This is a genomic window from Streptomyces sp. NPDC017529, from assembly GCF_044329785.1.
Classification (GTDB): domain Bacteria; phylum Actinomycetota; class Actinomycetes; order Streptomycetales; family Streptomycetaceae; genus Streptomyces.
The window spans coordinates 54,867-80,870 of sequence record NZ_JBIRJY010000015.1; the positions used below are offsets into that span (position 1 = coordinate 54,867).

Here is a 26,004-nt window from a genome sequence, read left to right on the forward strand (position 1 = left end):
CGCGCCAAAACCGCTCGCCGAACGCCCCCGCCCCTCACCCGCATCAGTCATCCCCGGAACCGACCGCCGAATTCCGAGAAATGGAGCTCCCGTGCCGACGGCACCCGAAGTCGCCACGCACGTCCCCCTCGCCGAGCCGGCCCACCCCGCCGTAGGAGCCGCGACCTCGCTCCTGGACGCCTACACCCCCGGCGCCCGCTTCCTCGGCACGCCCACGCGCACCATCCTCGCGCAGGGCACCCACAGCGAAGTCCCGCACGACGAACGGCCCCTGCCGCAGCGGGTCGCCGAGACCCTCGGTGCCGCGCGGGCGGCCGGGCACAGCGCGCCGCTGGTCGTCGGCGCCGTGCCCTTCGACCAGACGGCCCCCGCCGCGCTCGCCGTGCCCGCCACCGCGCGGACCGCGCCGCCGCTCACCGCCGACCCGCTGATCGCGCTGCCCGCCGACCCGCCCGCCGCGGCCCACTGGGACATCAGGCCCGTGCCGGCCCCCGAGGCGTACGGCGCCGGCGTGGCCGCGGCCGTCGAGCGCATGTGGCGCGGCGAGTTCAGCAAGGTCGTCCTGGCCCGCACCCTCGAACTCAGCACCCCCGGCGTCCTCGACATCCCCGCGATGCTCCAGCGCCTCGCCCGCCGCGACCCCTCCGGCTACACCTTCGCGCTCCCCACCGCCCCCGGCCGCACCCTCCTCGGCGCCAGCCCCGAACTGCTGGTCTCGCGGCGCGGCCACCGGGTCGTCGCCAACCCGCTGGCCGGCTCCACCCCGCGCAGCGCCGACCTGGCCGAGGACGTCCGCAGGGCCGCGGCGCTCCTGGAATCCACCAAGGACCTCCACGAGCACGCCGTCGTCGTCGACGCCGTCCACCGGGCGCTCGCCCCGTACTGCACCGACCTCACGGTCCCCGCGCAGCCCACCCTGCTGCGCACCGCCACCATGTGGCACCTGTCCACCACCGTCACCGGCACGCTGGCCGCACCGGACACCTCCGCGCTGGAGCTGGCCTGCGCCCTGCACCCCACCCCGGCGGTCTGCGGCACCCCCACCGAAACCGCCCGCCAGGTGATCGCCGAGACCGAACCGTTCGACCGCGGCTTCTTCACCGGCATGGTCGGCTGGGGCGACGCGTCCGGCGACGGCGAGTGGGTGGTGACCATCCGCTGCGCCGAGGCCGAGGAGCGCTCCTTGCGCCTGTACGCGGGCGCGGGCATCGTCGCCGCCTCCGAGCCGGAGGCCGAGACCGCCGAGACCGGCGCCAAGTTCCGTACCTTCCTCGGCGCCGTGGGGGCCGAGCTGTGAGCGACCAGTACGCCTACGCCCGCTCCCACGCCCCCACCTGGCCGGACGAGTTCGCCGAGCGCTACCGCGCCGCCGGCTGGTGGCGCGGCGAGACCTTCGGCGGGATGCTGCGCGAGCGGGCCGCCGCCCACCCGGACCGGGTCGCCGTCGTCGACCCGGCGGGCGAGGGCCGCCGCTGGACGTACGGGGAACTGGACCGCCGGGCCACCCGGATGGCCGCCGGGCTCCGCGCCCGCGGCATCGTCCGCGGCGACCGCGTCGTCGTCCAGCTCCCCAACACCGCCGAGTTCTTCGAGGTCGTCTTCGCGCTCTTCCGCCTCGGCGCCCTCCCGGTCTTCGCGCTGCCCGCGCACCGCGAGACGGAGATCCGCTACTTCTGCGAGTTCACCGGCGCCGCCGCCTACGTCATCGCCGCCGAACACGGCGGCTATGACTACCGCGAGCTGGCCGCGACCGTACGGGAACAGGTCCCCGGCCTGCGGCACGTCTTCGTCACCGGCGGCGACGCGGGCGCCTTCGAAGCGCTCTCCGACGTACCGGCCGACCCACCCGCCGACGAGGCCACCCGGGACGAACCGGCCCCGCACGACCTGGCGTTCCTCCAGCTCTCCGGCGGCAGCACCGGCGTCCCCAAGCTCATCCCGCGCACCCACGACGACTACATCTACTCCCTGTGGGGCTCCAACGAGCTGTGCGGCGTCGACGAGAACAGCGTCTACCTGTGCGTCCTGCCCGCCGCACACAACTTCCCGCTGTCCTCGCCGGGCACGCTCGGCGCCCTGTACGCCGGCGCGCGCGTCGTGCTGAGCCCGCAGCCGACACCCGACGTGGCCTTCCCGCTCATCGAGCGCGAACGCGTCACGATCACCGGCCTGGTGCCGCCGCTCGCGCTCGTCTGGACGGAGGCCGCACCGGCCACGCCGTACGACCTGAGCAGCCTCGACGTCCTCCTGGTCGGCGGCGCCAAGTTCAGCGAGGAAGCCGCCCGGCGCGTGCGGCCCGCCCTCGGCTGCACCCTCCAGCAGGTGTTCGGCATGGCCGAGGGCCTGGTGAACTACACCCGGCTCGACGACCCCGAGGAGACCATCGTCTCCACCCAGGGCCGCCCCATCTCCCCGGACGACGAGATCCGCGTCGTCGACGACGCGGACAACGACCTGCCCCCGGGGGAGACCGGTCACCTGCTCACCCGCGGCCCCTACACCATCCGCGGCTACTGGAAGGCGCCCGAGCACAACGCCCGCTCCTTCACCGCCGACGGCTTCTACCGCACCGGCGACGTCGTCCGCCTCACCCCCACCGGCCACCTCGTCGTCGAAGGCCGCGCCAAGGACCAGATCAACCGCGGCGGCGAGAAGATCGCCGCCGAGGAGGTCGAGAACCACCTCCTGGCCCACCCCGCCGTCCACGACGCCAACGTGGTCGCCGAACCCGACCCGTACCTGGGCGAACGCACCTGCGCCTACGTCATCCTGCGCGCCGGCGCCCAGCCGCTGCGGCCCGTGGACGTCAAGAAGTTCGTCCGCGCCCGCGGCCTCGCCGCCTACAAGGTGCCCGACCGCGTCGAGTTCGTGGAAACCTTCCCGCAGACCGGCGTCGGCAAGATATCCAAGAAGGACCTCAGGTCCGCCGCCGCCCGCACCACCGACCCGTCCTGAAGGGACCGCACCGCATCATGGCCCTGCCCGCCATCGCCCCCTACCCCATGCCGTCCGCCGGCGACCTGCCCGCGAACCGCGTGGACTGGACGGCCGACCCGTCCCGCGCCGTGCTGCTCGTGCACGACCTGCAGAACTACTTCCTGTCGGCCTACGACACCCAGGCCTCCCCGGTCACCGACCTGCTGCGCAACGTCGCGGCGCTCAAGGAGCAGGCCGCCCGGCTCGGCATCCCGGTCCTCTACACCGCGCAGCCCGGCGGCCAGACCCCCGCCGAACGCGGCCTCCAGCAGGACTTCTGGGGCCCGGGCCTGCCCGCCGACGAGCACGCGGCGGCCATCGCCGACGCGGTCGCCCCCGGCCCGGACGACACGGTGCTGACCAAGTGGAAGTACAGCGGCTTCGTCCGCACCGACCTCGAAGAGCGGCTGCGCGGGCTGGGCCGCGACCAGATCGTCGTCACCGGCGTCTACGCCCACATCGGGGTGCTGATGACCGCCTGCGACGCGTGGATGCGCGACATCCAGGCGTTCGTCGTGGCCGACGCGGTGGCCGACTTCTCCGCCGAGGACCACGCGATGGCACTGCGCTGGGCGGCCGGCAAGTGTGCCGTGGTCACCACCACCGCCACCGTCCTGGAAGGAAAGTGACCGCCATGGCGCTGACCCTGGAACAGCTGCGCAACGACGTCGCCGACGTCCTCGGCGAGGACCCCGCCGACATCCCCGCCGACGAGAACCTCGTCGACTACGGCCTGGACTCGGTCCGCCTGATGGCCCTGGCCGGCCGCTGGAACCGCGACCACGGCATCGACGTGGCCGTCACCGACCTGTCCGAGGAGCCGGCCCTGGAGAAGTGGGCGGTGCTGCTCGGCGCCACCGGCTGACCGCCGCACCCGGCCCGTACGGCGGCGGGGCGGCGCACGGACCACCGTGCGCCGCCCCGCCGCGTCGTGCCCGACGGCCCGTCAGGCGCCCGGCGGCACCCGCGACGGGCGGCCGGCGCCCCGCGTCACGGCGTACCCGGCGATCCCGGCGAGCGCCGCCAGCAGGCCGCCCACCGCCGTCCACACCCACCGGTCGTGCCACCGGCCCGAGGACCAGCCGCCGTCCGGTTCGAGCTTGGCGGCACCCGGCACCAGCGGCGCGGCCAGCTTGCCGTCCACGGCCCGCGCACCGCCCGCCCCGGTTACGACCGGCTCGAACGCGGCACGCACCGGCAGGCCCAGGTCGTCCTGCGGCAGGCCGGTCACCGTCAGCCGTACGTAATAGCCGCCCGGCAGCGGGTCGTTGGACCACGGCTCGGCCCAGGAGCGGACCGTACGCAGCGTGCAGGACAGCTCCACCGAACCGGCGTCCGCTGCCGCCGCCCTGGTCTGCGCGCCGTAGGTGCACGCCTGGCGGCGCCGCAGCCCGTCGTACACGTCGAGCTGCCAGGTCGCGGCGCCGTGCCGGGCCGCCTCCGGCAGCGTGACCTTCGCCTTCATCGTGGCGCGCTGCCCGGCGTCCACGGGCACCACCCAGTACAGGTAGTCACCGGTGGACGCCCCGGCCGTCGCCTTCTGCCCCGGCTTGACCGGTGTCGCCGTACGGAACGAGGTGCCCGCCTCGGTCGGCCCCGCGGCGCCGGCGCTGCCGCTCGGGGACGGCGACGGGCTGTCCGCCACCGCCGTGCCCGCCACGCCGAAGAGCGCGGCACCCGCCAGTACCGCGGCGGTCAGGAACGTGCGCGTACGCATCAGTTGGTCCTCCAGACGGCGACACGCCAGCGCGACAGCCAGCCCCACAGCAACCCGGCCACCAGGCCGAAGAGCACCATCGCGGCCAGGAACCACCAGCCGCGGCCCAGGCCGAAGGAGGCGGCGTCCGAGGCGTCGGACGGCCCGTCCACCACGTCGATGGCCAGCTCCACCGGCATCCCCGGCTCCGTCTTGACCGAGGCGGGCGCCGCGAAGGAGTTGCTGAGCCGGAGGCAGACCGTCTCCGGCGCGTCCTTCGCGTCGCCGTCCGCGTTCTTCAGCGGCGCCTTCGGGTAGCGCAGCCCGGACGAGACGACGTCGGTACGCCCGTCACCCGCCTCCGAGCCGCGTACGATCTCCCGGCCGTGCACCGTCGAGGCGCGCAGCAGGACGCCGTAGTCGTTGTTGACGGCGCGGTCGGCGCCGATGCTCGCCGAAGCGCGCAGCTCCTGGCCGGGCCGTACGTCCACCCGGTACCAGCGGTGCTCGGCGAACTTCTCCCGGTCGGTGTACAGGCCCGGCTTGAGCACCGGGGCCTTGTCGCATCGGTCGGCGCCCTCGGTCGCCACCGGCGTCACCACCGGGTCGGCCGCGCGGTCCACCAACTGATGGACGCGGTCCCGCAGTTCGCTGGTGTGCTTGACGGAGGTGTAGGTGCCGCCGGTGGCCTCCGCGATGCAGCTGAGCTGCTGGCGGGTCTTGGCGTCCGGCAGCAGCCCGAGCGTGTCCACGGTCAGGTGGATGCCCTTGGCGGCGATGTCCCGCGCCACCTCGCACGGGTCGAGCGGCGCGCAGGTGTCCTCGCCGTCCGTGATCAGCACGATCCGGCGGGTGGCGTCACCGCCACCCGCCTTGAGGTCGTCGGCCGCGCCCAGCAGGGCCGGGCCGATCGGCGTCCAGCCGGTGGGCGCGAGCGTGGCCACCGCGGTCTTCGCCTCGGTCCGGTCGAGCGGACCGACCGGGTAGAGCTGCTTGGTGTCCTTGCACCCGGTCTGCCGGTCCGGGCCCGGATAGTTCGCGCCGAGGGTGCGTATGCCGAGCTGCACCTCGCCCGGCACGGCGTCCAGCACTTCGTTGAACGCCTGCTTCGCCGCGGCCATCCGGGTCTGCCCGTCGATGTCGCGCGCCCGCATCGAGCCGCTGACGTCGAGCACCAGCTCGACCTTGGGGGAGGGCTTCTTGCTGTCCGGTTCGTCGGCGGCGGTGGCAGAGGTGGGGAGAAGCCCCACGGCCAGGGTGGCGAGCAGCCCGCACACCCCGGCCGCCAGCCGTTTTCTTGTGATCATCGCCGGATCGTATTGAGGATCGGGCTCCGGTTCCAAAACGGGCGGCGGCCGGGGGAGAGCGGTGGGTCAGTGCCTGGCCCAGTCCACGATCAGCGTGGACGTGGTCGCGTCGAACTTCTTCCACCCGTAGGTGTCGTTCTCGTTCTGGGCGCCCAGACCGAGCGTCATGGTCCGCCACTTGTACTTCTGGGCGGCCTTGGCGCTGTCGGTGACCCTGAAGTACAGGTTGCCCGCCGGGCAGTGGTTCGCATGGTGGCCCTTGGCGGCGTTGACCGTGTCCAGCACCTTGTACCGGTCCCAGTTACGGTTCACCGTGCTGTTCCACGTCGTGTTCTGGTCGACCGTGTTGGTGTCCCGGATCTGCACCGGCCGGGCGGAGCACGACCAGGAGTAGGTGTTCAGGATCCGGAACCGGGCGCTGCGGATCGGGCCCGTGTTGTGCAGGTCCCTGGTGTTCATGGTGATGTACGAGCGCCAGGTGCCGCCCGACTGCTTCTCGTGGCCGACGCGCGCGACCTTGCCCGTCCGGTTCCAGTACTTCGTGTTGGGATACTTCTTGTTGACGCTGGTCCACAGCCCCACGCCGCCTCTCGGGGCGCGTGTGTCCGGCAGCCGCAGCTCGGTGGTGTACGTGCCGGACGGGTTGGCGTAGACACGGGCGGTCGCGGTGCGCTGCGACTGCACCTCCACCCGCCGGCCGGCCTGCTTGGCCTGCTTGGTGGCTTGCAGGAGGGCGGTGTCGGGGGCCGTGTTCGGCCGGGGCTTCCTGCCCTGTGTATCGGGGTCGGCGGCCAGCGCCGCCGGGGCCGCCAGCCCGGCGACGACGCCGCCGACCAGCAGGGGATACCAAGGACCGAGCCGTCGCCGGCCGGTGCGTGAACGGGGTGCGGGCATGTTGTGCCTCCATTGCCGGTAGTGCCTGAACTACACAAGCCCTTCCACGCCACCGGCCGATCGCGTCACCCCTGCGTCCGACTGAGGAAGCCGTACCCGCGGATATCACCCGTTCGCCGGTATGTCGTCGACGGAGGGTGATGCTTTCCGCCCCGCCCGGTCCCGGGCCGCCGCGGCGATGTTGCGCGCCATCCCGCCGAACACCAGCGCGTGGAACGGCGCCACGCTCCACCAGTACGCGTGGCCCGACAGCCCGTGCGGATGGAACACCGCCCGCTGCCGGTAGACCGTGCGGCCCGCAGCGTCCCGCGCGACCGCCAGCTCCAGCCAGGCGAGCCCCGGCAGGCGCATCTCCGCGCGCAGCCGCAGCAGCCGGCCCCGCTCGATCTCCTCCACCCGCCAGAAGTCCAGCGCCTCACCGACCCGCAGCCGCTCGGCGTCCCGCCGCCCCCGGCGCAGCCCCACGCCGCCCATCAGCCGGTCCAGCCACCCCCGCAGGGCCCAGGCGAGCGGGAAGGAGTACCAGCCGTGCTCACCGCCGATGCCCTCGACGACCTCCCACAGCGCCTCGGGCGAGGCGTCCACCACGCGGGCCCTGCGGTCGGTGTAGAGGCTGCCGCCCGCCCAGTCCGGGTCGGTCGGCAGCGGCTCGCCGGGGGCACCGGGCACCGAAGCCGACGACCAGCGGGTGGCCACCTGCGCCTCCCGTACCCGCCGCAGCGCCAGCTCCACCGACCGGTCGAAGCCGGCCGGCCCGCCCGGCGGGTCCGGCACGTACCGGGCGATGTCGTGCTCCTCGGTGACGGCCTCGTGGCGCAGCGACTCCGCCAGCGGTCGGGCGATGGCCGCCGGCACCGGCGTCACCAGCCCCACCCACCGGCTGGACAGCCCCGGCGTCAGCACCGGCACCGGCACGATCAGGCGCCGGGGCAGGCCCGCGACCCGCGCGTAGCGCTGCATCATCTGCCGGTACGTCAGGACGTCGGGGCCGCCGATGTCGAAGCCCCGGTTCACGGTGTCCGGGAGCCCGGCGCAGCCCACCAGGTAGTGCAGCACGTCCCGAACCGCGATCGGCTGGATACGCGTACGCACCCAGCTCGGCGTCACCATGACCGGCAGCCGCTCGGTCAGATATCGCAGCATCTCGAAGGACGCCGAGCCGGACCCCATGATCACGGCGGCCCGCAGCACCGCGGTCGGCACACCGGACTCCAGCAGGATGCGCCCCACCTCGTCCCGCGACCGCAGGTGCGGCGAGAGCTTCCGCCGGTCGACGCCCCGCGGCACCGGCCCGCCCAGATAGACGATCCGCCGCACGCCCGCCTTCCGCGCGCACCCGGCGAACGTACGGGCCGCCCTGCGGTCGGTGTCCTCGAAGTCCTTGCCCGTGCCGAGCGCGTGCACGAGGTAGTAGGCGACGCCGACGCCCTCCAGGGCCTTCGTGAGCGACCGCTCGTCCGTGACGTCGCCCCGCGCCGTCTCCACCCGCCCGGCCCACGGGTGGTCCCGCAGCTTGCCGGGCGTACGCGCCAGGCACCGCACCGGATACCCCGCGGCCAGCAGCTCCGGCACCAGCCGACCGCCGATGTAGCCGGTGGCCCCGGTCACCAGACACCGTTCCATGCCACGCCTCCTGTCTCCGGCCCCTACCGGTACCCGCGACACCGCCGCTGACCCGCGTCCTCCTCGTGGTCCCGCCCCCACTGCCGGGCGAGCGCGGTAAAGGCGTCGGACGCGGCGCTGCGGTAGGCCGTCTCGCGGCGCAGCAGGGTCACCGTGCGCGCGGGCAGCGCGGGGGACAGGCCGACGGGACGGAGGCCGGGCTGCTCGCGGGTGATGGCGTCGGGCAGGACGGTGGCCAGGGTGGTGCGCCGGACCAGTTCGGTGAGGGCGGTGATGGAGTTGGCCTCCACCGCGATGCGCGGCTGTACGCCGTGCGCGCCGAAGTGGGTGTCGATGTGCAGGCGGGTCGCGAAGTCGGCGCTGAGCAGCGCCAGCCGGTGGTCGCGCAGGGAACGGATCGGCAGCGGCGCCGTGCGGCCGGCCTGCGGGTGGGCGGGGCCGACGACGAGGCCGAGCGTCTCGGTGAACAGCGCGGTGCCGGTGACGCCCGGCGGGTGCGGGCCGCTGAAGGCGATGCCGAGGTCCAGCTCGTCGGCCAGCAGCGCGGCCTCCATCCGGTCCTGCGGCAGCTCCCGCAGGATCAGCGAGATGCCGGGGTAGCGGGTGTGGTACGCCGCGGCCAGGGGGCCGACGAGGTACGCGGTGAAGGTCGGCGTCGTGGCCAGGCGCAGCGTCCCGCGGGTCAGGTCCCGTACGTCCAGGACCGCGCGCTCGGCCGCGTCCAGGTCGCGCAGGGCGCTGCGCGCGTAGTGGGCGTACGCCCGGCCCGCGTCGGTCAGCCGCACGGTGCGCCCCGTGCGGTCCAGCAGCTGCACCTTCAGAGCCCGCTCCAGCTGCTTGACCTGCTGGGAGAGCGTGGGCTGCGAAACGTGCAGGGCCTCGGCCGCACGGGTGAAATTGGCGTGCTCGGCGACCGCGAGCAGATAGCGGAGATGACGCAGTTCCAGGGCCATGCCGCCCACTGTAGGCGGGCTGGGCAGCAGGTATAGGCAGCGCTGATGGCTGCCATGAGTTGTGCGTCTTGGACGCTATAGCGGCAGGTCATCCATGGTGGAGACATCGGCTTCCGGCCGGTGCCCGACCTGCGAGGAGCTGCTGTGCACGACCACCTCACCGACGGCGTCCTGCGTTTCCGGCGCGACGTCCACCCCGCCAGAGCGGCGCTCTTCGAGCGGCTCGCCGCCGCCCACCGCCCGGCCGCGGTGTTCATCGGCTGCTCCGACGCCCGGGTCGTCCCCGAACTGCTCACCCAGTCCGACCCGGGCGAGCTGTTCGTGATCCGCACGGCGGGCAACCTCGTCCCGGAGTACGGGCCGGAGCCCGACGCGGTCTCGGCGAGCATCGAGTACGCGCTCGCCGTCCTGGGCGTCACCGACGTGATCGTGTGCGGCCACTCCGCGTGCGGCGCCATGACGGCCCTGGCCACCGGCGAGGACCTGGCCGGGCTGCCGGCCGTCGCCGGCTGGCTGCACGCGGCCGGGCCCGCCACGGCCGGGGACGGCAGCGGCGGCGAGACCGCCGTCCCGGCGCTGGTGCGCGACAACGTCGTCGCGCAGCTCGCCCACCTCGCCACCCACCCGTCCGTGGCCCGCGCCCTCGCGCGGGACGCGGTCACGCTGCACGGCTGGGTCCACGACATCCGCACCGGAGCCGTCGACGTCCTCGACCCCGCCCGCGGCACGTTCACCCCGCTCTCCTGAGCGCCCACCCCGAAAGGACCCCTCCATGCCCCACACCCACGCGCAGCTCGACCCGCAGGCCCGCCAGGACCTGGCCCTGGCGGTCGTCGCGGCCAAGACCCGCAAGGACCTCACCTGGCAGGAACTGGCCGACGCCACCGGCCTGTCGGAGGCCTTCGTCACCGCCGCGCTGCTGGGCCAGCACGCCCTGCCCGCCGACGCCGCCCGGATCCTCGCCGAGCGCCTGGACCTCGGCGACGAGGCGGAGCGGCTGCTGCGGACCATCCCGCTGCGCGGCAGCCTCCCCGGCGGCGTCCCCACCGACCCGACCATCTACCGCTTCCACGAGATGCTCCAGGTCTACGGCACCACCCTCAAGGCCCTGATCCACGAGAAGTTCGGCGACGGCATCATCAGCGCCGTCAACTTCCGCCTGGACGTCAAGAAGGTGGACGACCCCGAGGGCGGCACCCGCGCGGTGATCACCCTGGACGGCAAGTACCTTCCGGCCGAGCCGTTCTAGGAGCCTGTGGTTCGAGCGTGCTTCGAGCGCCGGTTCGGGTGACCGGTGGCCGTCCCTCTCGTTGGTTCGGTGAGGAAGTGCTTCACCCAAGGAGCAGGAGCGCGATGCTGTCCGACGCCAAGAGCCGATGTGCGGTGCTCGTGCTGTCCGCAGTGGCCCTCGTGGCCGGGGCCGGCCCGGTAGCGGCGACCACGGTGATCGGCGCCGGGAACAGCGCCCACGACAACACCTGCACGAACGCGTCCGGCCCTCGCCCGACGGCCGCCACCGCCCGCTCCGGCGGAGTCCTCCAGGCGCTGGGGGCCGCCGTGCCGCTGACGGCGCCCGCCAACCAGTGCGGCGACCTCGGTGCGCCGAAGGAGGACAAGGCGGACCAGCCCGTCGAGAACTTCCACGTCGACGTCGCCGAATGAGGGCCTGCGTCATCAGCCGGCCGCGCGGGCCGCGTGCCCGCGCGGCCGGCTGAAGGGCTTCGCCTCCGCGCTCACGCCTCGCGCGGCGACAGCTCACCCATGGCCGACCAGCCCTCGGCCTCGATCTCGCTGCTGATGATCTGCGGGGTGGTGGCGATGGCGCCGGCCATCGCCTCCAGGCCCGCCTTGAAGTGCGCGGAGTTCACGTGCTCGTCCCCGGCCTTCCGGTCGGCGAAGCCCTCGACCAGGACGAACTGGTTCGGGTCGTCGACGCTGGTCGACCACTCGAAGAACAGGTTGCCCGGCTCCTGCCGGGTGGCCTGGGTGAAGTCGTCCACCAGCGACAGCCACGAGTCCCGGTACTCGGGCCGGGCGGTGAACTTGACGACGATGAAGATCATGCTGGCTCCTGCGCTGGTACGGACCGGCCTGCGCCTGCGCGGCCGGGCGGGCTGCCGCCCGCTTCGCTTCCATGGTGGGCGCCGCCGCCCGCCCGGCGGAGGAGGATCGCCGCGCATTCCGGCCCTCCCGGAAAATCCGCCGACGGGCCCTGCCACCCGCCCCGGAAACGGGATGCGTGCCGCCCGCCGGACATGATCGGATGAGCCGCGGGTGACACCGAGGAGAGGGCGCGAGCACGATGACACAGCACGGTGATCCGCGCCCGGCGTTACCCCGCCCCACCGGCCGCCACCCGGTGGGCGTGCGCACCGCCCACCTCGTCGACCACGACCGGCCGGACCCGTTCCTGGCCGGCCGTCCCCGGGAGCTGATGGCGCAGCTCTGGTATCCGGCGCAGCGCGGCACCGGGACCCCGGGCCGGTACGTGTCGGACGCGCTCTCCCCTCTGGTCGTCGACTCCTGGGAGGAGGAGCCGGGCTGCTCCGGGCTGCCGGGCGGCACGGCGGCCGGTGTCGTCGTGCACGCCGCCGAGGGCGCGCCGCCCGCGCCGGACACACTCGGCTGCCCGCTGGTCCTGCTGTCCCCGGGCCACGCGCAGTACCGCGCGAGCCTGACCGCGCTCGGTGAGGATCTCGCCAGTCGCGGTTTCCTGGTGGCGGCCCTGGACCACCCCTCGGACGCGCTCGGCGTCGAGTTCCCCGACGGCCGGATCGTGCCGTACCGCGAACCGGACGGCCTCGGAGGCGGGGACACCGGCGATCTGGCCACCCGCTACCTGCGGATCCGCGCCGCCGACCTGTGCTTCGCCCGCGAACGGCTGACCGCCCCCGGTTTTTGGTGGCGCGCCCTCCTCGACCCGTCGAAGGCGGGCGTCGCGGGCCACTCGCTGGGCGGCGCGGCCGCGGCCGAGGCCATGCGCGTCGATGCCGGGTTCACGGCGGGCGCGGACATCGACGGCACTCCGTACGGCGAAGTCCTCCGCGCCGGTCTGCGACGTCCCTTCCTGCTATGCCAGTTCACTCCTGACGACCCGCAGTACCCGGAGGAGGCGGCGGCCAGGGAACGGCTCTGGGAGCGGCTGCGCGGCCTCCGCCGCCACCTGCTGGTGACCGGCGGCGGCCACGCGTCGGCCACCGACCTCGACGCCCTCGCCGGGCCGCTCGGCTACCGGGAGTTCACCGACGCGGAGGACTACGCCTTCGAACTCGGCTCCCTGCCCGGCGGCCGCGGCATCGAGATCACCCGGATGTGCGTCGGCGCCTTCTTCGAGGAGCACCTGCTGGGCGTGCCGGGCGCGACGTGTGTGCTCCCGGCGGAGGTCACGGTGGTGGGCTGAGTCACGGTCGCGGTGCCGGTTCGGGCAGTCCGGGGCCGTCACAGTGCACGTCCGCGGCAGGGACGGTGCCGCCGACGAGGTAGGCGGCGACCGTGGAGTCCACGCAGCCGTTGCCGCGGCTGGCGAAGACGCCGTGCGAGTAGTCGTTGTGCAGGGTGACCAGCCGGGAGCCGGGGAGGGTGCGGCCGAGGGCCCGTGCGCCGGCGATCGGCGTCACGGGGTCGTGCGCGGAGGCCACCAGGAGGGCCGGGGGTGCCGCGGGGCTGCCGAGCGGGGTGCGCCCGGCGGGGCGGGTGTGCCAGTACGCGCAGCTTGCCGCCTCCAGGCCGGTCAGCACCGGCTGCGGGTCCCGGCGCCGCAGCCCACGGATGTCGGCGAGCACCCGGGCCGGCGTGGGCCCCGGCCCGTCGGCGCACTTCACGATGCGGTTGGCGGCCTCGTACGTACGTGATTCGGGGCCGTCGAAGGGCGTCGCGGGGCGGAGCCGGTCGGCCACGCCCTTGTCCAGGTAGTCGCGCAGCCCGTCGCCCAGGGCGGTCCAGCGTTCGGTGCGGCCGAGGGCGCGGTAGACGGCCCGGTCGAAGGCGGCCGCTCCGAAGCCGGACACGGGGCGCGCCGTCAGGCCGTCGCGCGTGCGCTGGTAGGCGGTACGGACCTCGCGCGCGGTGGTGCCCAGCCCGAAGCGGGAGTCGTGCCGCGCCAGCCAGCCGAAGAGCACGTCCCGCTGGCGCAGCAGGGCGCGGGCCTGCCGTACGTCGAAGGCGTGCCAGTCCTCTGGGCCGACCACGCTGTCCAGCACCAACTTGCCCACATGGCCCGGGAATTGGGACGCGTAGGCCGCGCCCAGGTAGGTGCCGTAGGAGACGCCGAGAAAGCTGATGCGCCGCTCGCCGAGCGCGGCGCGGATGGCGTCCATGTCGCGGGCGGTCTCACGGGTGGAGAGGTGGGGGAGGGTGGCGCCCGCGCCCGCCGCGCAGTCGGCGGCCAGCCGTCGCTGGGAGTCGAGGTAGGCGCGCTCACCGGGCCGGTCGTGCGGTACGGGATCGATCGGCGCGGAGCCGGTTCCCGGGGCGTCGAAGAGCCCGCCCATCGGGCCGCAGCCGGCGGGCGCGCTGTGCCCGGTGCCGCGCGGGTCGAAGCCGATCACGTCGTAGGCGCGGCGCACGGCTTCCGGGAGTTTGGCGCGCTTGGTGACGGCGTACGGAAGCCCGGTGCCGCCCGGGCCGCCGGGGTTGACCAGTAGGACGCCGCGCCGTTCGGCCGGCGTCCCCGAGGCGCGGACGCGCGAGACGGCTATCCGTAGGCGCGCGCCGTCCGGGCGGCGGTGGTCCAGCGGCACGCTCACCGTGCCGCACTCGACGCGGTCGGGTGCGGGCGGCCGGGGGGCCGCGTCCGGGCAGGCACCGAAGCGCGGTGACGGGGCGGGGGCGTCGGCGCGGGGCTCGGCGGCCGTGGCGGCGGCGAGCGGGACGGCGCTGGTCAGGAGCGCGCAGAGCAGGGCGGTGCGCCGCAGGGCGGGAGGCATGGGGCTCGCAATTCATGGGAGGGCGGCGGGCGCGGGCGGGTGCCGGAGAGCGGGAAAAGGACCGGCCCACAAGGTGACAATGAAAATCATTACGGTTAGCATCGCGTTCGGTCAACACCGCACCGCGGCACCGGGGGGCCTCCCCACGGCGTGCCCGGAAGCGAAACCGCCTGCGCAGAAGGAGAGTTGTGGCGCATCTGCTGATGGTCGAGAGCTGGGTCGGATCGATGGGCAGGCTGCTGCCCCGCGCCCTCCGCGAAGCCGGACACGACTTCACCTTCCTCACCCGCGACCTGCACCACTACCTGCGGGCCGCCCCCGAGGGCACCGCCCACCCGCTGCTGGCGGCCCGCAACATCGTCACCGCCGACACCAACGACACCGACGCGCTGCTGCCCTACGCCGAGCGCCTGCACGCGGCGACCGGCTTCGACGGCGTCCTCAGCTCGTGCGACTACTACCTGCCCGCCGTGGCCCGCATCGCCGCGCACCTCGGGCTGCCGGGGCCCGCGCCGGAGGCGGTGGAGGCCGCCTGCCGCAAGGACGCCACCCGGCACGCCCTCGAGGCGGCCGGCGTGCCGGGCCCCCGGTTCGCCGTCTGTGCCGACTGGGCGCGGACCGCCGAGGCGGCGCGCGAGCTCGGCTTCCCGCTCGTTCTCAAGCCGGTCGACCTGTGTGCCGGGATGTACGTACGGCGGGTGGACGACGAAGCGGAGCTGGCGCGCGCCCACCGCGCGCTCGCCGGGTTCCCGGTCAATGCGCGCGGCCAGCTCCGGGCCCCCGTGGTCCTGCTGGAAGAGCTGCTCGACGGGCCCGAGGTCAGCGTCGAGACCGTGTCGCACGACGGCGCGGTGCACGTGATCGGCGTGACCGACAAGAGCGTGGGCGGCGCACCGGCGTTCGTCGAGACGGGCCACATGTTCCCCGCCGCGCTGTCCGCCGCCGACGCCGAAGCGGCGGCGGACACCGCGCGCGCGGCGCTCCGGGCGCTCGGGCTCGACCAGGTCGTCGCGCACACCGAGATCAAGCTCACCGCGGCCGGGCCGCGTGTCGTCGAGGTCAACCCGCGCCCCGCGGGCAACCGCATCACCGAACTGGTCCGGCACGTCACCGGCATCGACCTGGCCGCCGCCTTCGTGGAGGTGGCGCTCGGCCGCGAACCGGACCTCGTCCCACGCGAGACCGGGCTGCGCAGCGCCGCCATCGGTTTCCTCGTGCCGGAACGCACCGGCGTGCTGGCGGGGATAACGGGCGCCGACGGGCTCGAAGGGCGGGCCGGCTTGCTGGAGGTACAGCTCACCGCGCCCGGCAAGGCCGTCAAGGAGACCGGCAGCAACAACGGCTACCTGGGCCATGTCATGGCCGGCGACGGCGAGGGAGCGGGTGCGCGCGCCCGCGTCGAGGAGCTGCTGGCCGGCCTGTGTCCGCGGGTGGTGGGCGACCGATGAACCCGACGGGACAGGCCGTGGCGAGCGGCTACCCGGACCTCGTACGCCGGGTACGCGCCGGGGAGCTGGGGCCCGACCCCCGCACACAGAAGATCGCGGTGGCCTTCACCACCAACCAGGCCGTACGTCACGAAGGGCGCAGCGGCGGCTACCGCAACGAAGTGCTCAGCCTGCGCCTGGGCGGCGCGGTGGGGTCCTGCGCCGTCGAGCCCGGCGCGCTGCCCGCCGCCGCGATCGACGACTGCGTCGGCGCCGACATCGCGACGCTGCTCGACCACCCGCTGGCGCCGGTACGGATCGCCGCCCTGGACGCGTACCTGATGCACGCACTGCCGCACACCCCCGCGAACGGCGCGCAGCCGTGGGAGCTGCCCGCCGGCGACTCGCTCGCCAAGTCGCGGGCCCGCGCCCGGGGAGTCGCCGGACTGCTGGCCGTCGCGCCCGGCCGCACCGTCCTGGTCGTCGGCGTCGTCAACTCGCTGCTGGAGGCGCTGAGCGCCCGCGGACTGGTGTGCGTGCCGTGCGACCTCAAGGGCGGCCGTACCGAGTGGGGCGAGCCGATCCGTACCGACGCGCTCGCCGAGCTGGACGGCTGCGACGCGGTGCTGGCGTCCGGCATGACGCTGGGCAACGGGACCTTCGAGCCGCTGCGCGCCCACTGCGAGCGGCACGGCAAGCCGCTGGTGATGTTCGCCCAGACCGGCAGCGCCGTACTGCCGCGGCTGCTGGGCGCGGGGGTGAGCGCCGTGTGCGCCGAGCCGTACCCGTTCTTCTGGCTCGACGGCGGGCCCGGCGTCGTCCACCGCTACACCGGCGACGACGGTTACGCGCTGCTGGGGCAAGGAGACGTCCGATGACCGCCGCGGTCTTTCGCGCACCCGCCGCCAACCGGGAGCTCCTCGCCCTCGTCGGCTGTACCCCGCTGGCCCGTATCACCGGTGACCTGCCCTGCCCGCACCCCGGGTTCTGGGCCAAGCTGGAAGGGCTCGGCGCGGGCGGCATGAAGGCGCGGGCCGCCGTGTCCATGCTGCTCGGCGCCCGCGAGCGGGGCGAACTGCGGCCGGGCGCGCCGGTCGTGGAGTCCACCTCCGGCACCCTCGGCGTCGGCCTGGCCTTCGCCGGGCAGGCACTCGGCCACGACGTGGTCCTGGTCTGCGACAGCGAACTGGAGCCGTCGATGCGGCAGTTGCTGCGCGCGTACGGCGCCCGGCTGGAAATCGTCGACCGGCCCGCGCCGGAAGGCGGCTGGCAGGCCGCCCGGCTCGCCCGGCTGCGCGAACTGCGCACCCTGCTGCCGCACGCGTACTGGCCCGACCAGTACAACAACCCCGACAACGCCGCCGGGTACGCCTCGCTCGCCGCCGAGCTGGCCGCCGACCTGGACCACCTCGACGTCCTGGTGTGCAGCGTCGGCACCGGCGGCCACAGCGCCGGGATCATCGGCCCGCTGCGCCGCCACTGGCCCGCGCTGCGCCTGATCGGCGTGGACGCCACCGGCTCGACCATCTTCGGGCAGCCCGCCAGGCCCCGCCTGATGCGCGGCCTCGGCAGCAGCATCCACCCGCGCAACGTCGCCTACGCGGCCTTCGACGAGGTGCACTGGGTGGGCCCCGCCGAATCCGCCGACGCCTGCCGGCGGCTGGCCCGGAGCAGCTTCGTCAGCGGCGGCTGGAGCACCGGCGCCGTCGCGCTGGTCGCCGCCTGGGCGGCCCGCGTGCACCCCGGCGCCGTCGTCGCCACCGTCTTCCCCGACGGCCTGCACCGCTACCTCGGCACCGTCTACGACGAGGACTTCGCCGCCGCCCACGGCCTGGCCGGGCGGCCCGTCGCCACCCGCCCGGTGGAGATACCGCACCCCACGGCTGCCGAAGCCACCGGCTGGGCGCGCTGCACCACCGTCGTGGACCCGAAGGCCGCGGCGGTCGCGCCGGCCGGGCGGGAGGGCACCGCGTGAACGTCACCCTGCGCCTCGTACGCCTCCGGCTCGCCGAGCCGCTGCGCATCTCCCGGTCGGTGACGAGCGAGCGCAACGCCGTCTGGATCACCGTCGAGCACGGTGCGGTGCGCGGCCACGGCGAGGCCGTGACCAGCGTGTACTACGGACTCGACACCGACACGCTGCGCCGGCTGCTGGCCGGTGCCGGTGCGGAACTCGGCCGCTTCGCCGACCCGGAGAGCGCCCTCGCCGCCCTGCGGGAAGGCGGGCTGCCCGCGCCCGTCACCCCGCCCGCCGTCACCGCCGCCGTCGAGTCGGCGCTGCTCGACCTGGTGGGCAAGCGGGCCGGACAGCCGGTCCACCGGCTGCTCGGCACCGCGGAACGGCCCGTCGCCGCCACCGCCCGCACCATCGGCATCGTGCCCGCCGACCGGGCCCGTACGCAGGCCGGCTGCCTGGCCGCGAGCGGATTCACCGTCATCAAGGTCAAGGCCGGGGCGGCGGACCCCGAGGACGACCTCGCCCGCGTACGGGCCGTACGCGACGCCGTGCCCTCGGCGTCCCTGCTGCTCGACCCCAACGGCGCCTGGACGCCGGGTCTGGCGGCACGGCTGCTGCCGCGCTTCGCCGAACTCGGCGTCGCGGCCGTCGAACAGCCCACCGCCCCCGGCGACCCCGAAGCGCTCGCCCGGCTCGCCGAACGCTCCCCGCTGCCCGTCATCGCCGACGAGGACGCTGTCGGCCTCGCCGACGCCGAGCGGCTCGCCGGGCGGGTGCAGGGCGTCAACGTCAAGCTCGCCAAGTGCGGCGGCGTGTACGCGGCGCTGCGCATCGAGGAGCTGATCGCGGGCAGCGGCACCCGGTTGATGCTCGGCTGCCTCACCGCGGGCACCCTCGGCATCGCCCCCGCCGTCCACCTCGCCGACCGGGCCCACTGGGTCGACCTGGACGGGCACCTGCTGCTCGCGCACGACCCGTGGACCGGCATCGGCGGCGCCGACGGGACCGTACGGGCCGGAACGGGCGCCGGGCTGGGCGTACGCCCGGCGCCCCCGCGCGCGGAACGGACCGTGCCCGCACCCACCGCGGCACAGCCCGCAGTACAGAAGGAAAGGCACCACCGTGAAGACGTGGAGTGAGATGCGGGCCTTCCCGCTCGCCATCCGGCTCCTGCTGGTCAACCAGCTCGGCGTGAACATCGGCTTCTACCTGCTCATCCCGTACCTCGCCACGCACCTCGGCGAGGACCTGGGGATGTCGGCGGCCGTGGTCGGCATCGTGCTGGGCGTACGCAACCTCAGCCAGCAGGGCCTGTTCATCCTCGGCGGCTCGGCCGCCGACCGGCTCGGGGCACGCGGCGTGATCATCGCGGGCTGCGCGCTGCGCACCGTCGGCTTCGCGCTGTTCGCCCTCGGCGACGGGCTGCCCGTCCTGCTCGCCGCCTCCGTGCTCAGCGGGCTCGCCGGGGCCCTGTTCAACCCGGCCGTGCGCGCCTACCTGGCGGCGGAGGCCGGCGACCGCAAGGCCGAGGCGTTCGCCTTGTTCAACATCTTCGCGACGACCGGCGCGCTGGTCGGGCCGCTGATCGGCAGCGCCCTGCTGCTCGTCGACTTCCGGGCCTCCGCGCTCACCGCCGCCGCGGTCTTCGCCCTGCTGACCGCCGCCCAGGCCGTCGTCCTGCCCGCCCGCGAGGTCCCCGCCGCCAGGGGCAGCGTGCTCGGCGACTGGCGCGAGGTCCTCGCCAACCGCGCCTTCCTCGCCTTCTCCCTCGCCATGGTCGGCATGTTCACCATGGAGAACCAGCTCTACCTGCTGCTCCCGGACGGCGCCAGGCGGGCCACCGGCTGGGAGGGCGCGGCGGGCATCGTCTTCCTCGTCGGCACACTGGCCAACCTCACCCTCCAGATGCGCATCACGCGCTCCCTCAAGGAGCGGGGCAGGCGCGCGCGTTGGATCGCCGTCGGGCTGGCGCTGATGGGTGTGGCGTTCGTCCCGCCGATGGCCGTCGCCGGGGTGACCGGAACGGGCGGCGGCGGTACGGGCCGGGCCGCGCTCGCGCTCGTACCCGTCCTCGCCGGAGCGCTGCTCCTGTACGTCGGCGTCATGATCGCCCAGCCGTTCGTCATGGAGCTGATACCCCAGTTCGGCCGCGCCGAGCTGACCGGCACCTACTTCGGCATCTTCTACGTCGTCTCCGGCATCGCCGCCGCCGTCGGCAACACCGTCGTGGGCTGGGCCATGGACGCGGGCGGCCACGGCGGCGCGAGCTGGCTGCCCTGGGCGTGCTGCCTGGCCTTCGGCCTCCTCTCGGCGGCGGGCGTCGGCTGGCTCCACCGGCTGCGGGCCCTGCCCGTACGGCCCGTGGCGGTGACGGCATGACGGACAGTGCCGCCGCCCGCAACCTGCTGACCGACAACCCGGCCCTGTACGAGGCCCGGTTCCCCGACCCGGAACGGCTCGCCGCCCGCTGGACCGAGGACGTCCTGTGCCGGTACGGCGCCGGGCCGCACGTCCTCGACATCGGCTGCGGCACCGGCCGGGACGCCGCCCACCTGCACGCCGCGGGCCGTACGGTCACCGGCGCCGACCTGTCGGACACCATGCTCGCGTACGCCCGTACCCACCACCCCGGGCCCCGGTACGCGCGGGCCGATCTGCGCGGGTTCGACCCGGCGGACCTCGCGCCACAGCCGTTCGACGCCGTCGTCTGCCTCGACAGCGCGCTGCTGTACTGCCACACCAACGACGAACTCGACGGCTTCCTGGCCTCCTGCCGCAGCGCTCTGGCGCCCGGCGGGCTGCTGGTCGCCGAGATGCGCAACGGCGCCTTCTTCCTCGGGCGCACCGAACTGCTCGGCGCACCGGCGATCCGGGGCTTCACGTGGGAGGGCACCGTCCACCGGTCCGTCACGACGCTCACCGTCGACCGGGCGGCCCAACTGCTGCGCCGGCGGCGGGTGTGGACCACGGAGGGCGGCGGACCGCCGGTCGAACAGCACTCCGCGTGGCGGCTGCTGTTCCCCCAGGAGCTGCGGTACGCCCTCGCCGCCCACGGCTTCACCGTGCTGGAACTGCACGACGGGCCCGGCCCCCGTACGGAACCGCCCTGGCGGCCCGGACCGTCCCGGGCCCCCGCCGGCGCTGCCGACGGGGACCGGCTGCACCTCGTGGCCCGCCTGGGCGACGCCTGACCGCCCCCGCTTCCTGCCCCGCCTTCCTGCCCACCCACTCACACGAGGCGAGACCCACCATGACCGAACTCCCTCCCCCCGGCCGGGAAACCGGCGGCCACCCCGGACTGCGGCGGCGCGGCTTCCTCGCCGCCGCCGCGGGCACCACGGCCGCCGCCGGGCTCGTCCTGGCCGGCTGCGGCACCGGACCCGGCGCCACGGGCGCGGGCGGCGGCACGCCCCGGCGCGGCGGCCGGCTGCGCGCCGCCTTCGCCGGGGGCGGCGCGTCCGAGACCCTCGACCCGCACCTGGGCAACCTCTTCGCCGACGCCGCCCGCGCCAAGGCCCTCTACGACAAGCTGGCCGACTGCGGCACCGACATGGCCGCCCGCCCCCGCCTGGCCGCCAAGTGGGAGCCGAACGACACGCTCGACCGCTGGCGGGTCACCCTGCGCAAGGCGGCCTTCCACAACGGCAAGCCGGTCACCGCGGACGACGTCCTCTACAGCTTCCGCCGCATAGCCGACCCCAAGAAGGCCTACCGCGCCAAGGCGTCCCTGGAGCCCATCGACCTGGCCGCCAGCCGCGCGGTCTCCCCGGACACCGTCGAGTTCCGGCTCAAGCGGCCCACCGCCGAATTCCCCAACGTCCTGGCCGCGTTCGGCGCGTACATCATCCCGGACGGCACGACCACCGCGGACCTCGCCAAGCCCGTCGGCTCGGGCCCCTTCCGCTTCGTCTCCTTCACCCCCGGCCGCTCCTGCGTCGTGAAACGCAACGACTCCTACTGGGACGGCGCCCCGCACCTGGACGAGCTGGAATTCGTCGTCGCCAACGAGGAGTCCGCGCGCATCAACGCCCTGCTCGGCGGCCAGGTCGAGTACGCGCACGAACTCAACCCCACCACCGCGCGCGCCCACGAGGGCAAGGGCCAGATCGAGATCGTCCGGCTGCGCAACAGCGCCATGCAGTCCTTCGCGATGAAGACCGACCGCGCCCCCTTCGACGACCAGCGCGTCCGCGAGGCGTTCTTCCTCATCGCCGACCGCGAGGAACTCGTCGACGGCGCGCTCTCCGGGGCGGGCGAAATCGGCAACGACCTGTTCGGGAAGGGGTACGAGTACTACGCCGGCGACCTGCCGCAGCGCCACCAGGACCTCGACCGCGCCCGCCACCTCCTCAAGCAGGCGGGCGCCGAGGACCTGCGGATCACCCTCGACACCTCGCCCGTCGCCGCCGGGTTCACCGAAGCGGCCGGCATCTTCCGCGACCAGGCCGCCAAGGCGGGCGTGACCGTCCAGGTGAAGTCCGGCAGCAAGGACAGCTACTGGAGCGACATCCTCGACTCCGGCACCCTGTGCTGCTACCGCTCCGGCGCCATGCCCATCGAGTCGCACATCTCGCAGCGGCTGCTGACCGGCTCCACGACCAACGCCACCAAGTGGCACCACAAGGACTTCGACACCCTGTACCAGCAGGCCCAGTCCACCAAGGACAAGAAGGAACGGGCGGCGGTCTACGGGCGGATGCAGCGCCGCCTGCACGCCGAGGGCGGCTTCCTGGTGTGGGGCTTCGCCGACTGGATCGTCGGCACCTCCCGCCGCGTGCACGGCGTGGCGCACGACGCGCCCGCCAACACCCTGGACTGGGCCCGCTTCGACAAGGTGTGGCTGGCGTGACCGCAGTGACCGGGCCGTCCACGGCGCGTGCGGGGCGCGCCGTGCCGGCGGTGCTGCGGTCCTGGCTCGCGCGCCGCCTGCTGCTCGGCGTGGCCCAGACCGCGGGCGTGGTGGTGCTCGTCTTCGCGCTCACCGAGGCGCTGCCGGGCGACGCCGCCGTCGCGCTCGCCGGTGACCAGCCCGACCCGGCCCGCATCGCGGCCATCCGTACCGAACTGGGCCTCGACCGCCCCGCCGCCGAGCGGTTCGCCGACTGGGTGCTCGGGCTGCTGCACGGCGACCTCGGGAACTCCCTGGCCTCCGGACGCCCCGTCGCCGGCTACCTCGCCGACGGCTTCGGCCCCACCCTGCTGCTCGCCGCCATCACTGTGGTGCTGCTGGTGCCGGCCGGGGTGGGCCTCGGCGTCCTGGCCGCGCGCCGCGAGGGCTCGCTCGCCGACCGGCTCGTCAGCTCCGCGACCCTGGCGGTGTACGCCGTACCGGAGTTCGCGCTCGGTGTGCTGCTGGTGACCCTGTTCGCGCTGCGGCTGGGCTGGCTGCCGCCGACCGCCGTCGGCTCCGGCGGCGACCTGCTCGCCCAGCCGGCCGTCCTCGTCCTGCCCGTCCTGGTGCTGCTCTCCCGTCCGGTGTGCTCGATCAGCCGCCTGGTACGGGCCGGGATGATCGACGCGCTGCGTTCCCCCTACGTACAGCAGGCCGCCCGCTACGGCCTGTCCAACGCGCGCATCCGGTACGCGCACGCCCTCCCGAACGCACTCGCGCCCGCCGCCCAGCAGCTCGCCCGCACCGTCGACTGGCTGCTGTGCGGAGTGATCGTCGTCGAGGCGCTGTTCGTCATCCCGGGCCTGGGCACCGTGCTGATGAACGCGGTCGCCGAACGCGACGTCCCCGTGGTCCAGGGCCTGGCCGTGGTCTTCGGCGTCATCGCCGTGACCCTCAACCTCGGCGCCGACGTGGTCGCCCGCCGTCTCGCGCCACGGGCGGGGGTGGCGGCCTGATGCCGAAGCGGAACGACCACACCGCGCGGTGGCCCGGCCGGGCCGGGCTCCTGATCGCGGGCGTCCCCCTCCTCCTCGCCCTCCTCGGCCCGCTGCTCGCGGGCGACCCCGGCCCGCGCACCGCCTCCTTCACCCTGGGCGGCGGCCACTGGCTCGGCACCGACTTCGTCGGCCGCGACGTGTGGCGGCAGGTGCTGCTCGGCGGGCAGTCCGTGGTGCTCGTGGCCCTGGCCGCCACCGTCCTGGCCTACGCGGTCGCCGTACCCCTGGGCCTGGCCGCCGCCCTCACCCACCGAGCCTGGCTCGAAGAACTGCTGACGCGCCCGCTGGACGTACTGCTCGCCGTGCCCTCGCTGCTGCTCATCCTGCTGGTCGCCGCCGTCTTCTCCCCGGGCGCCGCGGGGCTCGCACTGCTGGTGGCGCTCGTCAACATCCCGGACGCGGCCCGGATCGTCCGCGCCGCCGCGTCCGCCGCGGCCGCACGCCCCGCCGTCGAGGCGCTGCGCATGCAGGGCGAGAGCTGGTGGCGCACGGCGGTCGGCTACGTCGGCCGGTCCGCGCTGCGCACCTTCGCCGCGGACGCGGGCGTACGGCTGACCGGCGTGCTCTACCTGGTGGCCACCGCCGCGTTCCTGGGCGTCGGCGTGGAACCGGACGCGGCGGACTGGGCCGTCATGGTCGACCGCAACCGGACCGGGCTGTTCGTACAGCCGTGGGCGGTGGTCGTGCCGGCGCTGCTGATCGTGGCGCTGTCGACGGGCGGCAACCTGGTCTTCGACGCGCTGCTGAAAAAGCACACCCACGGAACAGAGGAGGGCCGCCGGTGAGCGCGGCAGCGAACGTCGTCGCCGAGGTCGAGAACCTGCGGGTGGAGGTCGGCGGCCGGGCCGTCGTCGACGGAGTGAGCCTGCGGGTCCGCGCGGGCGCGGTCACCGCCCTGGTGGGCGCGTCCGGCAGCGGCAAGACCACGACGGGCCTGGCCCTGCTCGGCGCGTACCCGCCCCAGGCCCGGGTCTCGGGTACGGTCACCGTCGCGGACGGCCTGGTCGGGCACGTGCCGCAGCACCCGGCGGCGGTCCTCAACCCTGTCCGCAGGGCCGGCGCCCTGCTGGCCGACATCGCCCGGACCCAGGTACGCCACCTGCCGCGCCGCGAGCGCTCCAGGGCCGTCGAAGCACGTATGGCGGACGCCTTGGCGAGCGCCCAACTACCGGACAGCGGCGCCCTGTTGAGGCGCCACCCGCACCAGCTCTCCGGTGGCCAGCAGCAGCGGGTGGTGCTCGCCCAGGCCCTGCTGCTCGGCGCCCGGGTCGTGGTCGCCGACGAGCCGACCACAGGGCAGGACGCCCTCACCAAGCGCCGCATCGTGGCGGAACTGGCATCGGTCGTCCGGCAGGGCATCGGCGTCCTCCTGCTGAGCCACGACCTGGACGTGGTGCGCGAACTGGCCGACGAGATCGTGGTCCTCAAGGACGGCCGGGTGGTGGAATCCGGACCCGCCGGACAAGTGGTGCAAGTCCCCCGGCACACATGGACGCGCGAACTGTTCACACCCCCGGAGGAGGACGGGAACGCCGGGCCCGGCGAGCGCCCGGAGCCGGAAGCCGACGCCGTCCTGGAAGTACGGGACCTGACCGCCCACCACCGCGGCGGCCCGCGCCGCACCGTCGACGTCCTGCGCGACGTCTCCCTGCGCATCCGGCCGGGCGAGCGAGTGGCGGTCGTCGGCCGCTCCGGCAGCGGCAAGACGACGCTCGGCCGGTGCCTCGCCGGGCTGCACCGTACGTACACGGGAGTCGTCCGCCTCGACGGCGCGCCGTTGCGGCGCAGCCTGCGCGACCGCACGCCCGGCCAACTCGCGGCGGTGCAGTACGTCTTCCAGGACGCTCAGGCGTCGTTCGACGAGCACCGCACGGTGCTGGCGCAGGTGGCCCGCACGGCGGTGCGCCTGCGCGGCGCGGACCCGGCCGACGCCACGGCACGGGCCCGCGCGCTGCTCGCCGAGGTCGGACTCGGCGAGCAGCACGTCCGCAGCCGCCCCGGACAGCTCTCCGGAGGCGAACTCCAGCGCGCGGCGCTCGCCCGCGCGCTCCTCGCCCGCCCCCGCGTGCTGATCTGCGACGAGATCACCTCGGGCCTGGACACGGTCACCCGGCGCGGCATCCTCGCCGTCCTCGACCGGCTGCTGCACGAACAGCCGGACCTGGCACTGGTGTGGATCACCCACGACCTCGGCACGGCGGCCACGGCCGGCCACGTCGTGGTGCTGGACGCGGGCGACGTCGTCGAACAGGGCCCCGCCGACCGCGTACTGACCGAGCCGGAACACCCCTTCACGGCGGCCCTCGTCGAGGCCTCGGCCGGGCGGCGCGCCGCCTCCCGGGCCGGGTGAGGAGGTC

Annotated in this window: 25 protein-coding genes; 18 read left to right on the top strand and 7 right to left on the bottom strand. The window is 74.6% G+C overall.

What is annotated here, in order from left to right:
• Positions 1-91 precede the first annotated feature (91 nt).
• From dhbC to ACH4K4_RS29605, 4 genes are read left to right on the top strand one after another with little or no spacing between them, the layout of a single operon-like run.
• On the top strand, positions 92-1,297 hold the full coding sequence (gene dhbC / locus ACH4K4_RS29590) for an isochorismate synthase DhbC (RefSeq protein WP_398171539.1): 1,206 nt from the start codon (positions 92-94) through the stop codon (positions 1,295-1,297).
• Positions 1,294-2,955, top strand: coding sequence for a (2,3-dihydroxybenzoyl)adenylate synthase (locus ACH4K4_RS29595; protein ID WP_398171540.1), 1,662 nt, complete (start codon positions 1,294-1,296; stop codon positions 2,953-2,955). Before dhbC ends, ACH4K4_RS29595 begins: the two co-directional genes overlap by 4 nt.
• A 17-nt stretch (positions 2,956-2,972) precedes the next feature.
• A complete protein-coding gene (locus tag ACH4K4_RS29600) occupies positions 2,973-3,605 on the top strand; it encodes an isochorismatase family protein (protein WP_398171541.1) in 633 nt (210 codons plus the stop codon).
• A gap of 5 nt (positions 3,606-3,610) precedes the next feature.
• Entirely contained in the window at positions 3,611-3,841 is a 231-nt protein-coding gene (locus tag ACH4K4_RS29605; RefSeq protein WP_360140727.1) for a phosphopantetheine-binding protein, read from the top strand.
• Positions 3,842-3,922: 81 nt separating this feature from the next.
• Here ACH4K4_RS29605 and ACH4K4_RS29610 read toward each other — a convergent pair whose 3' ends face one another.
• The 5 genes from ACH4K4_RS29610 to cynR all read right to left on the bottom strand — a co-directional run bounded on the left by ACH4K4_RS29610 (position 3,923) and on the right by cynR (position 9,449).
• Complete coding sequence (locus ACH4K4_RS29610) at positions 3,923-4,693, bottom strand: hypothetical protein (RefSeq protein ID WP_398171542.1); 771 nt, start codon at positions 4,691-4,693, stop codon at positions 3,923-3,925.
• The gene (locus ACH4K4_RS29615; RefSeq protein ID WP_398171543.1) at positions 4,693-5,979 is read right to left on the bottom strand and encodes a VWA domain-containing protein; all 1,287 of its coding nucleotides are present in this window, start codon (positions 5,977-5,979) and stop codon (positions 4,693-4,695) included. The genes ACH4K4_RS29610 and ACH4K4_RS29615 overlap by 1 nt, the downstream gene beginning before the upstream one ends.
• A 66-nt stretch (positions 5,980-6,045) precedes the next feature.
• On the bottom strand, positions 6,046-6,873 hold the full coding sequence (locus ACH4K4_RS29620; protein ID WP_398171544.1) for a hypothetical protein: 828 nt from the start codon (positions 6,871-6,873) through the stop codon (positions 6,046-6,048).
• Between the two features lie 105 nt (positions 6,874-6,978).
• Positions 6,979-8,496: an SDR family oxidoreductase gene (locus ACH4K4_RS29625; RefSeq protein WP_398171545.1), complete on the bottom strand. Its 1,518-nt coding sequence runs from the start codon at positions 8,494-8,496 to the stop codon at positions 6,979-6,981.
• A 23-nt stretch (positions 8,497-8,519) separates the two neighbouring features.
• A complete protein-coding gene (gene cynR / locus ACH4K4_RS29630) occupies positions 8,520-9,449 on the bottom strand; it encodes a transcriptional regulator CynR (RefSeq protein WP_398171546.1) in 930 nt (309 codons plus the stop codon).
• Positions 9,450-9,593: 144 nt separating this feature from the next.
• Between cynR and ACH4K4_RS29635 the strand changes: the two genes are divergently transcribed.
• From ACH4K4_RS29635 to ACH4K4_RS29645, 3 genes are all read left to right on the top strand, one after another.
• Complete coding sequence (locus ACH4K4_RS29635; RefSeq protein ID WP_398171547.1) at positions 9,594-10,196, top strand: carbonic anhydrase; 603 nt, start codon at positions 9,594-9,596, stop codon at positions 10,194-10,196.
• A gap of 25 nt (positions 10,197-10,221) precedes the next feature.
• Entirely contained in the window at positions 10,222-10,698 is a 477-nt protein-coding gene (cynS, locus tag ACH4K4_RS29640; protein WP_398171548.1) for a cyanase, read from the top strand.
• 104 nt (positions 10,699-10,802) lie between these two features.
• Positions 10,803-11,111 (top strand): hypothetical protein, encoded by a 309-nt coding sequence (locus tag ACH4K4_RS29645; RefSeq protein WP_398171549.1) that lies wholly within the window; start codon positions 10,803-10,805, stop codon positions 11,109-11,111.
• Between the two features lie 71 nt (positions 11,112-11,182).
• On the opposite strand, the gene ACH4K4_RS29650 is transcribed toward ACH4K4_RS29645, so the two are convergent.
• On the bottom strand, positions 11,183-11,512 hold the full coding sequence (locus ACH4K4_RS29650) for a putative quinol monooxygenase (RefSeq protein ID WP_398171550.1): 330 nt from the start codon (positions 11,510-11,512) through the stop codon (positions 11,183-11,185).
• A gap of 239 nt (positions 11,513-11,751) precedes the next feature.
• On the opposite strand from ACH4K4_RS29650, the gene ACH4K4_RS29655 reads away from it, so the two are divergent.
• A complete protein-coding gene (locus ACH4K4_RS29655) occupies positions 11,752-12,849 on the top strand; it encodes a hypothetical protein (RefSeq protein WP_398171551.1) in 1,098 nt (365 codons plus the stop codon).
• A 1-nt stretch (position 12,850) separates the two neighbouring features.
• On the opposite strand, the gene ACH4K4_RS29660 is transcribed toward ACH4K4_RS29655, so the two are convergent.
• Positions 12,851-14,374, bottom strand: coding sequence for an alpha/beta hydrolase (locus tag ACH4K4_RS29660; protein WP_398171552.1), 1,524 nt, complete (start codon positions 14,372-14,374; stop codon positions 12,851-12,853).
• A 188-nt stretch (positions 14,375-14,562) separates the two neighbouring features.
• Between ACH4K4_RS29660 and ACH4K4_RS29665 the strand changes: the two genes are divergently transcribed.
• From ACH4K4_RS29665 to ACH4K4_RS29710, 10 genes are read left to right on the top strand one after another with little or no spacing between them, the layout of a single operon-like run.
• Positions 14,563-15,822, top strand: coding sequence for an ATP-grasp domain-containing protein (locus ACH4K4_RS29665; protein WP_398171553.1), 1,260 nt, complete (start codon positions 14,563-14,565; stop codon positions 15,820-15,822).
• Positions 15,819-16,679: a Rossmann-like domain-containing protein gene (locus tag ACH4K4_RS29670; protein WP_398171554.1), complete on the top strand. Its 861-nt coding sequence runs from the start codon at positions 15,819-15,821 to the stop codon at positions 16,677-16,679. The genes ACH4K4_RS29665 and ACH4K4_RS29670 overlap by 4 nt, the downstream gene beginning before the upstream one ends.
• On the top strand, positions 16,676-17,776 hold the full coding sequence (locus ACH4K4_RS29675) for a PLP-dependent cysteine synthase family protein (RefSeq protein ID WP_398171555.1): 1,101 nt from the start codon (positions 16,676-16,678) through the stop codon (positions 17,774-17,776). The genes ACH4K4_RS29670 and ACH4K4_RS29675 overlap by 4 nt, the downstream gene beginning before the upstream one ends.
• Complete coding sequence (locus ACH4K4_RS29680; RefSeq protein WP_398171556.1) at positions 17,773-18,897, top strand: dipeptide epimerase; 1,125 nt, start codon at positions 17,773-17,775, stop codon at positions 18,895-18,897. Before ACH4K4_RS29675 ends, ACH4K4_RS29680 begins: the two co-directional genes overlap by 4 nt.
• Positions 18,881-20,137, top strand: a complete 1,257-nt coding sequence (locus ACH4K4_RS29685; protein WP_398171557.1) for an MFS transporter — start codon at positions 18,881-18,883, stop codon at positions 20,135-20,137. Before ACH4K4_RS29680 ends, ACH4K4_RS29685 begins: the two co-directional genes overlap by 17 nt.
• Entirely contained in the window at positions 20,134-20,949 is an 816-nt protein-coding gene (locus ACH4K4_RS29690) for a class I SAM-dependent DNA methyltransferase (protein ID WP_398171558.1), read from the top strand. The genes ACH4K4_RS29685 and ACH4K4_RS29690 overlap by 4 nt, the downstream gene beginning before the upstream one ends.
• A gap of 59 nt (positions 20,950-21,008) precedes the next feature.
• Positions 21,009-22,607 carry an ABC transporter substrate-binding protein gene (locus ACH4K4_RS29695; RefSeq protein ID WP_398171559.1) on the top strand — a complete coding sequence of 533 codons (1,599 nt, stop codon included), beginning with the start codon at positions 21,009-21,011 and terminating at the stop codon, positions 22,605-22,607.
• Positions 22,604-23,605, top strand: a complete 1,002-nt coding sequence (locus ACH4K4_RS29700; RefSeq protein WP_398171560.1) for an ABC transporter permease — start codon at positions 22,604-22,606, stop codon at positions 23,603-23,605. Before ACH4K4_RS29695 ends, ACH4K4_RS29700 begins: the two co-directional genes overlap by 4 nt.
• Positions 23,605-24,432: an ABC transporter permease subunit gene (locus ACH4K4_RS29705; RefSeq protein ID WP_398171561.1), complete on the top strand. Its 828-nt coding sequence runs from the start codon at positions 23,605-23,607 to the stop codon at positions 24,430-24,432. Before ACH4K4_RS29700 ends, ACH4K4_RS29705 begins: the two co-directional genes overlap by 1 nt.
• Positions 24,429-25,997 carry an ABC transporter ATP-binding protein gene (locus ACH4K4_RS29710; RefSeq protein WP_398171562.1) on the top strand — a complete coding sequence of 523 codons (1,569 nt, stop codon included), beginning with the start codon at positions 24,429-24,431 and terminating at the stop codon, positions 25,995-25,997. The genes ACH4K4_RS29705 and ACH4K4_RS29710 overlap by 4 nt, the downstream gene beginning before the upstream one ends.
• Positions 25,998-26,004 lie beyond the last annotated feature (7 nt).

What these genes read in the sequence shown, in the direction of transcription:
- ACH4K4_RS29600 (WP_398171541.1), top strand. Translation starts at nt 2,973, where the DNA reads ATGGCCCTGCCCGCCATCGCCCCCTACCCCATGCCGTCCGCCGGCGAC.
- ACH4K4_RS29605 (WP_360140727.1), top strand. Translation starts at nt 3,611, where the DNA reads ATGGCGCTGACCCTGGAACAGCTGCGCAACGACGTCGCCGACGTCCTC.
- ACH4K4_RS29610 (WP_398171542.1), bottom strand. Translation starts at nt 4,693, where the DNA reads ATGCGTACGCGCACGTTCCTGACCGCCGCGGTACTGGCGGGTGCCGCG.
- ACH4K4_RS29615 (WP_398171543.1), bottom strand. Translation starts at nt 5,979, where the DNA reads ATGATCACAAGAAAACGGCTGGCGGCCGGGGTGTGCGGGCTGCTCGCC.
- ACH4K4_RS29620 (WP_398171544.1), bottom strand. Translation starts at nt 6,873, where the DNA reads ATGCCCGCACCCCGTTCACGCACCGGCCGGCGACGGCTCGGTCCTTGG.
- ACH4K4_RS29625 (WP_398171545.1), bottom strand. Translation starts at nt 8,496, where the DNA reads ATGGAACGGTGTCTGGTGACCGGGGCCACCGGCTACATCGGCGGTCGG.
- cynR (WP_398171546.1), bottom strand. Translation starts at nt 9,449, where the DNA reads ATGGCCCTGGAACTGCGTCATCTCCGCTATCTGCTCGCGGTCGCCGAG.
- cynS (WP_398171548.1), top strand. Translation starts at nt 10,222, where the DNA reads ATGCCCCACACCCACGCGCAGCTCGACCCGCAGGCCCGCCAGGACCTG.
- ACH4K4_RS29645 (WP_398171549.1), top strand. Translation starts at nt 10,803, where the DNA reads ATGCTGTCCGACGCCAAGAGCCGATGTGCGGTGCTCGTGCTGTCCGCA.
- ACH4K4_RS29650 (WP_398171550.1), bottom strand. Translation starts at nt 11,512, where the DNA reads ATGATCTTCATCGTCGTCAAGTTCACCGCCCGGCCCGAGTACCGGGAC.
- ACH4K4_RS29655 (WP_398171551.1), top strand. Translation starts at nt 11,752, where the DNA reads ATGACACAGCACGGTGATCCGCGCCCGGCGTTACCCCGCCCCACCGGC.
- ACH4K4_RS29660 (WP_398171552.1), bottom strand. Translation starts at nt 14,374, where the DNA reads ATGCCTCCCGCCCTGCGGCGCACCGCCCTGCTCTGCGCGCTCCTGACC.
- ACH4K4_RS29670 (WP_398171554.1), top strand. Translation starts at nt 15,819, where the DNA reads ATGAACCCGACGGGACAGGCCGTGGCGAGCGGCTACCCGGACCTCGTA.
- ACH4K4_RS29675 (WP_398171555.1), top strand. Translation starts at nt 16,676, where the DNA reads ATGACCGCCGCGGTCTTTCGCGCACCCGCCGCCAACCGGGAGCTCCTC.
- ACH4K4_RS29690 (WP_398171558.1), top strand. Translation starts at nt 20,134, where the DNA reads ATGACGGACAGTGCCGCCGCCCGCAACCTGCTGACCGACAACCCGGCC.
- ACH4K4_RS29695 (WP_398171559.1), top strand. Translation starts at nt 21,009, where the DNA reads ATGACCGAACTCCCTCCCCCCGGCCGGGAAACCGGCGGCCACCCCGGA.
- ACH4K4_RS29705 (WP_398171561.1), top strand. Translation starts at nt 23,605, where the DNA reads ATGCCGAAGCGGAACGACCACACCGCGCGGTGGCCCGGCCGGGCCGGG.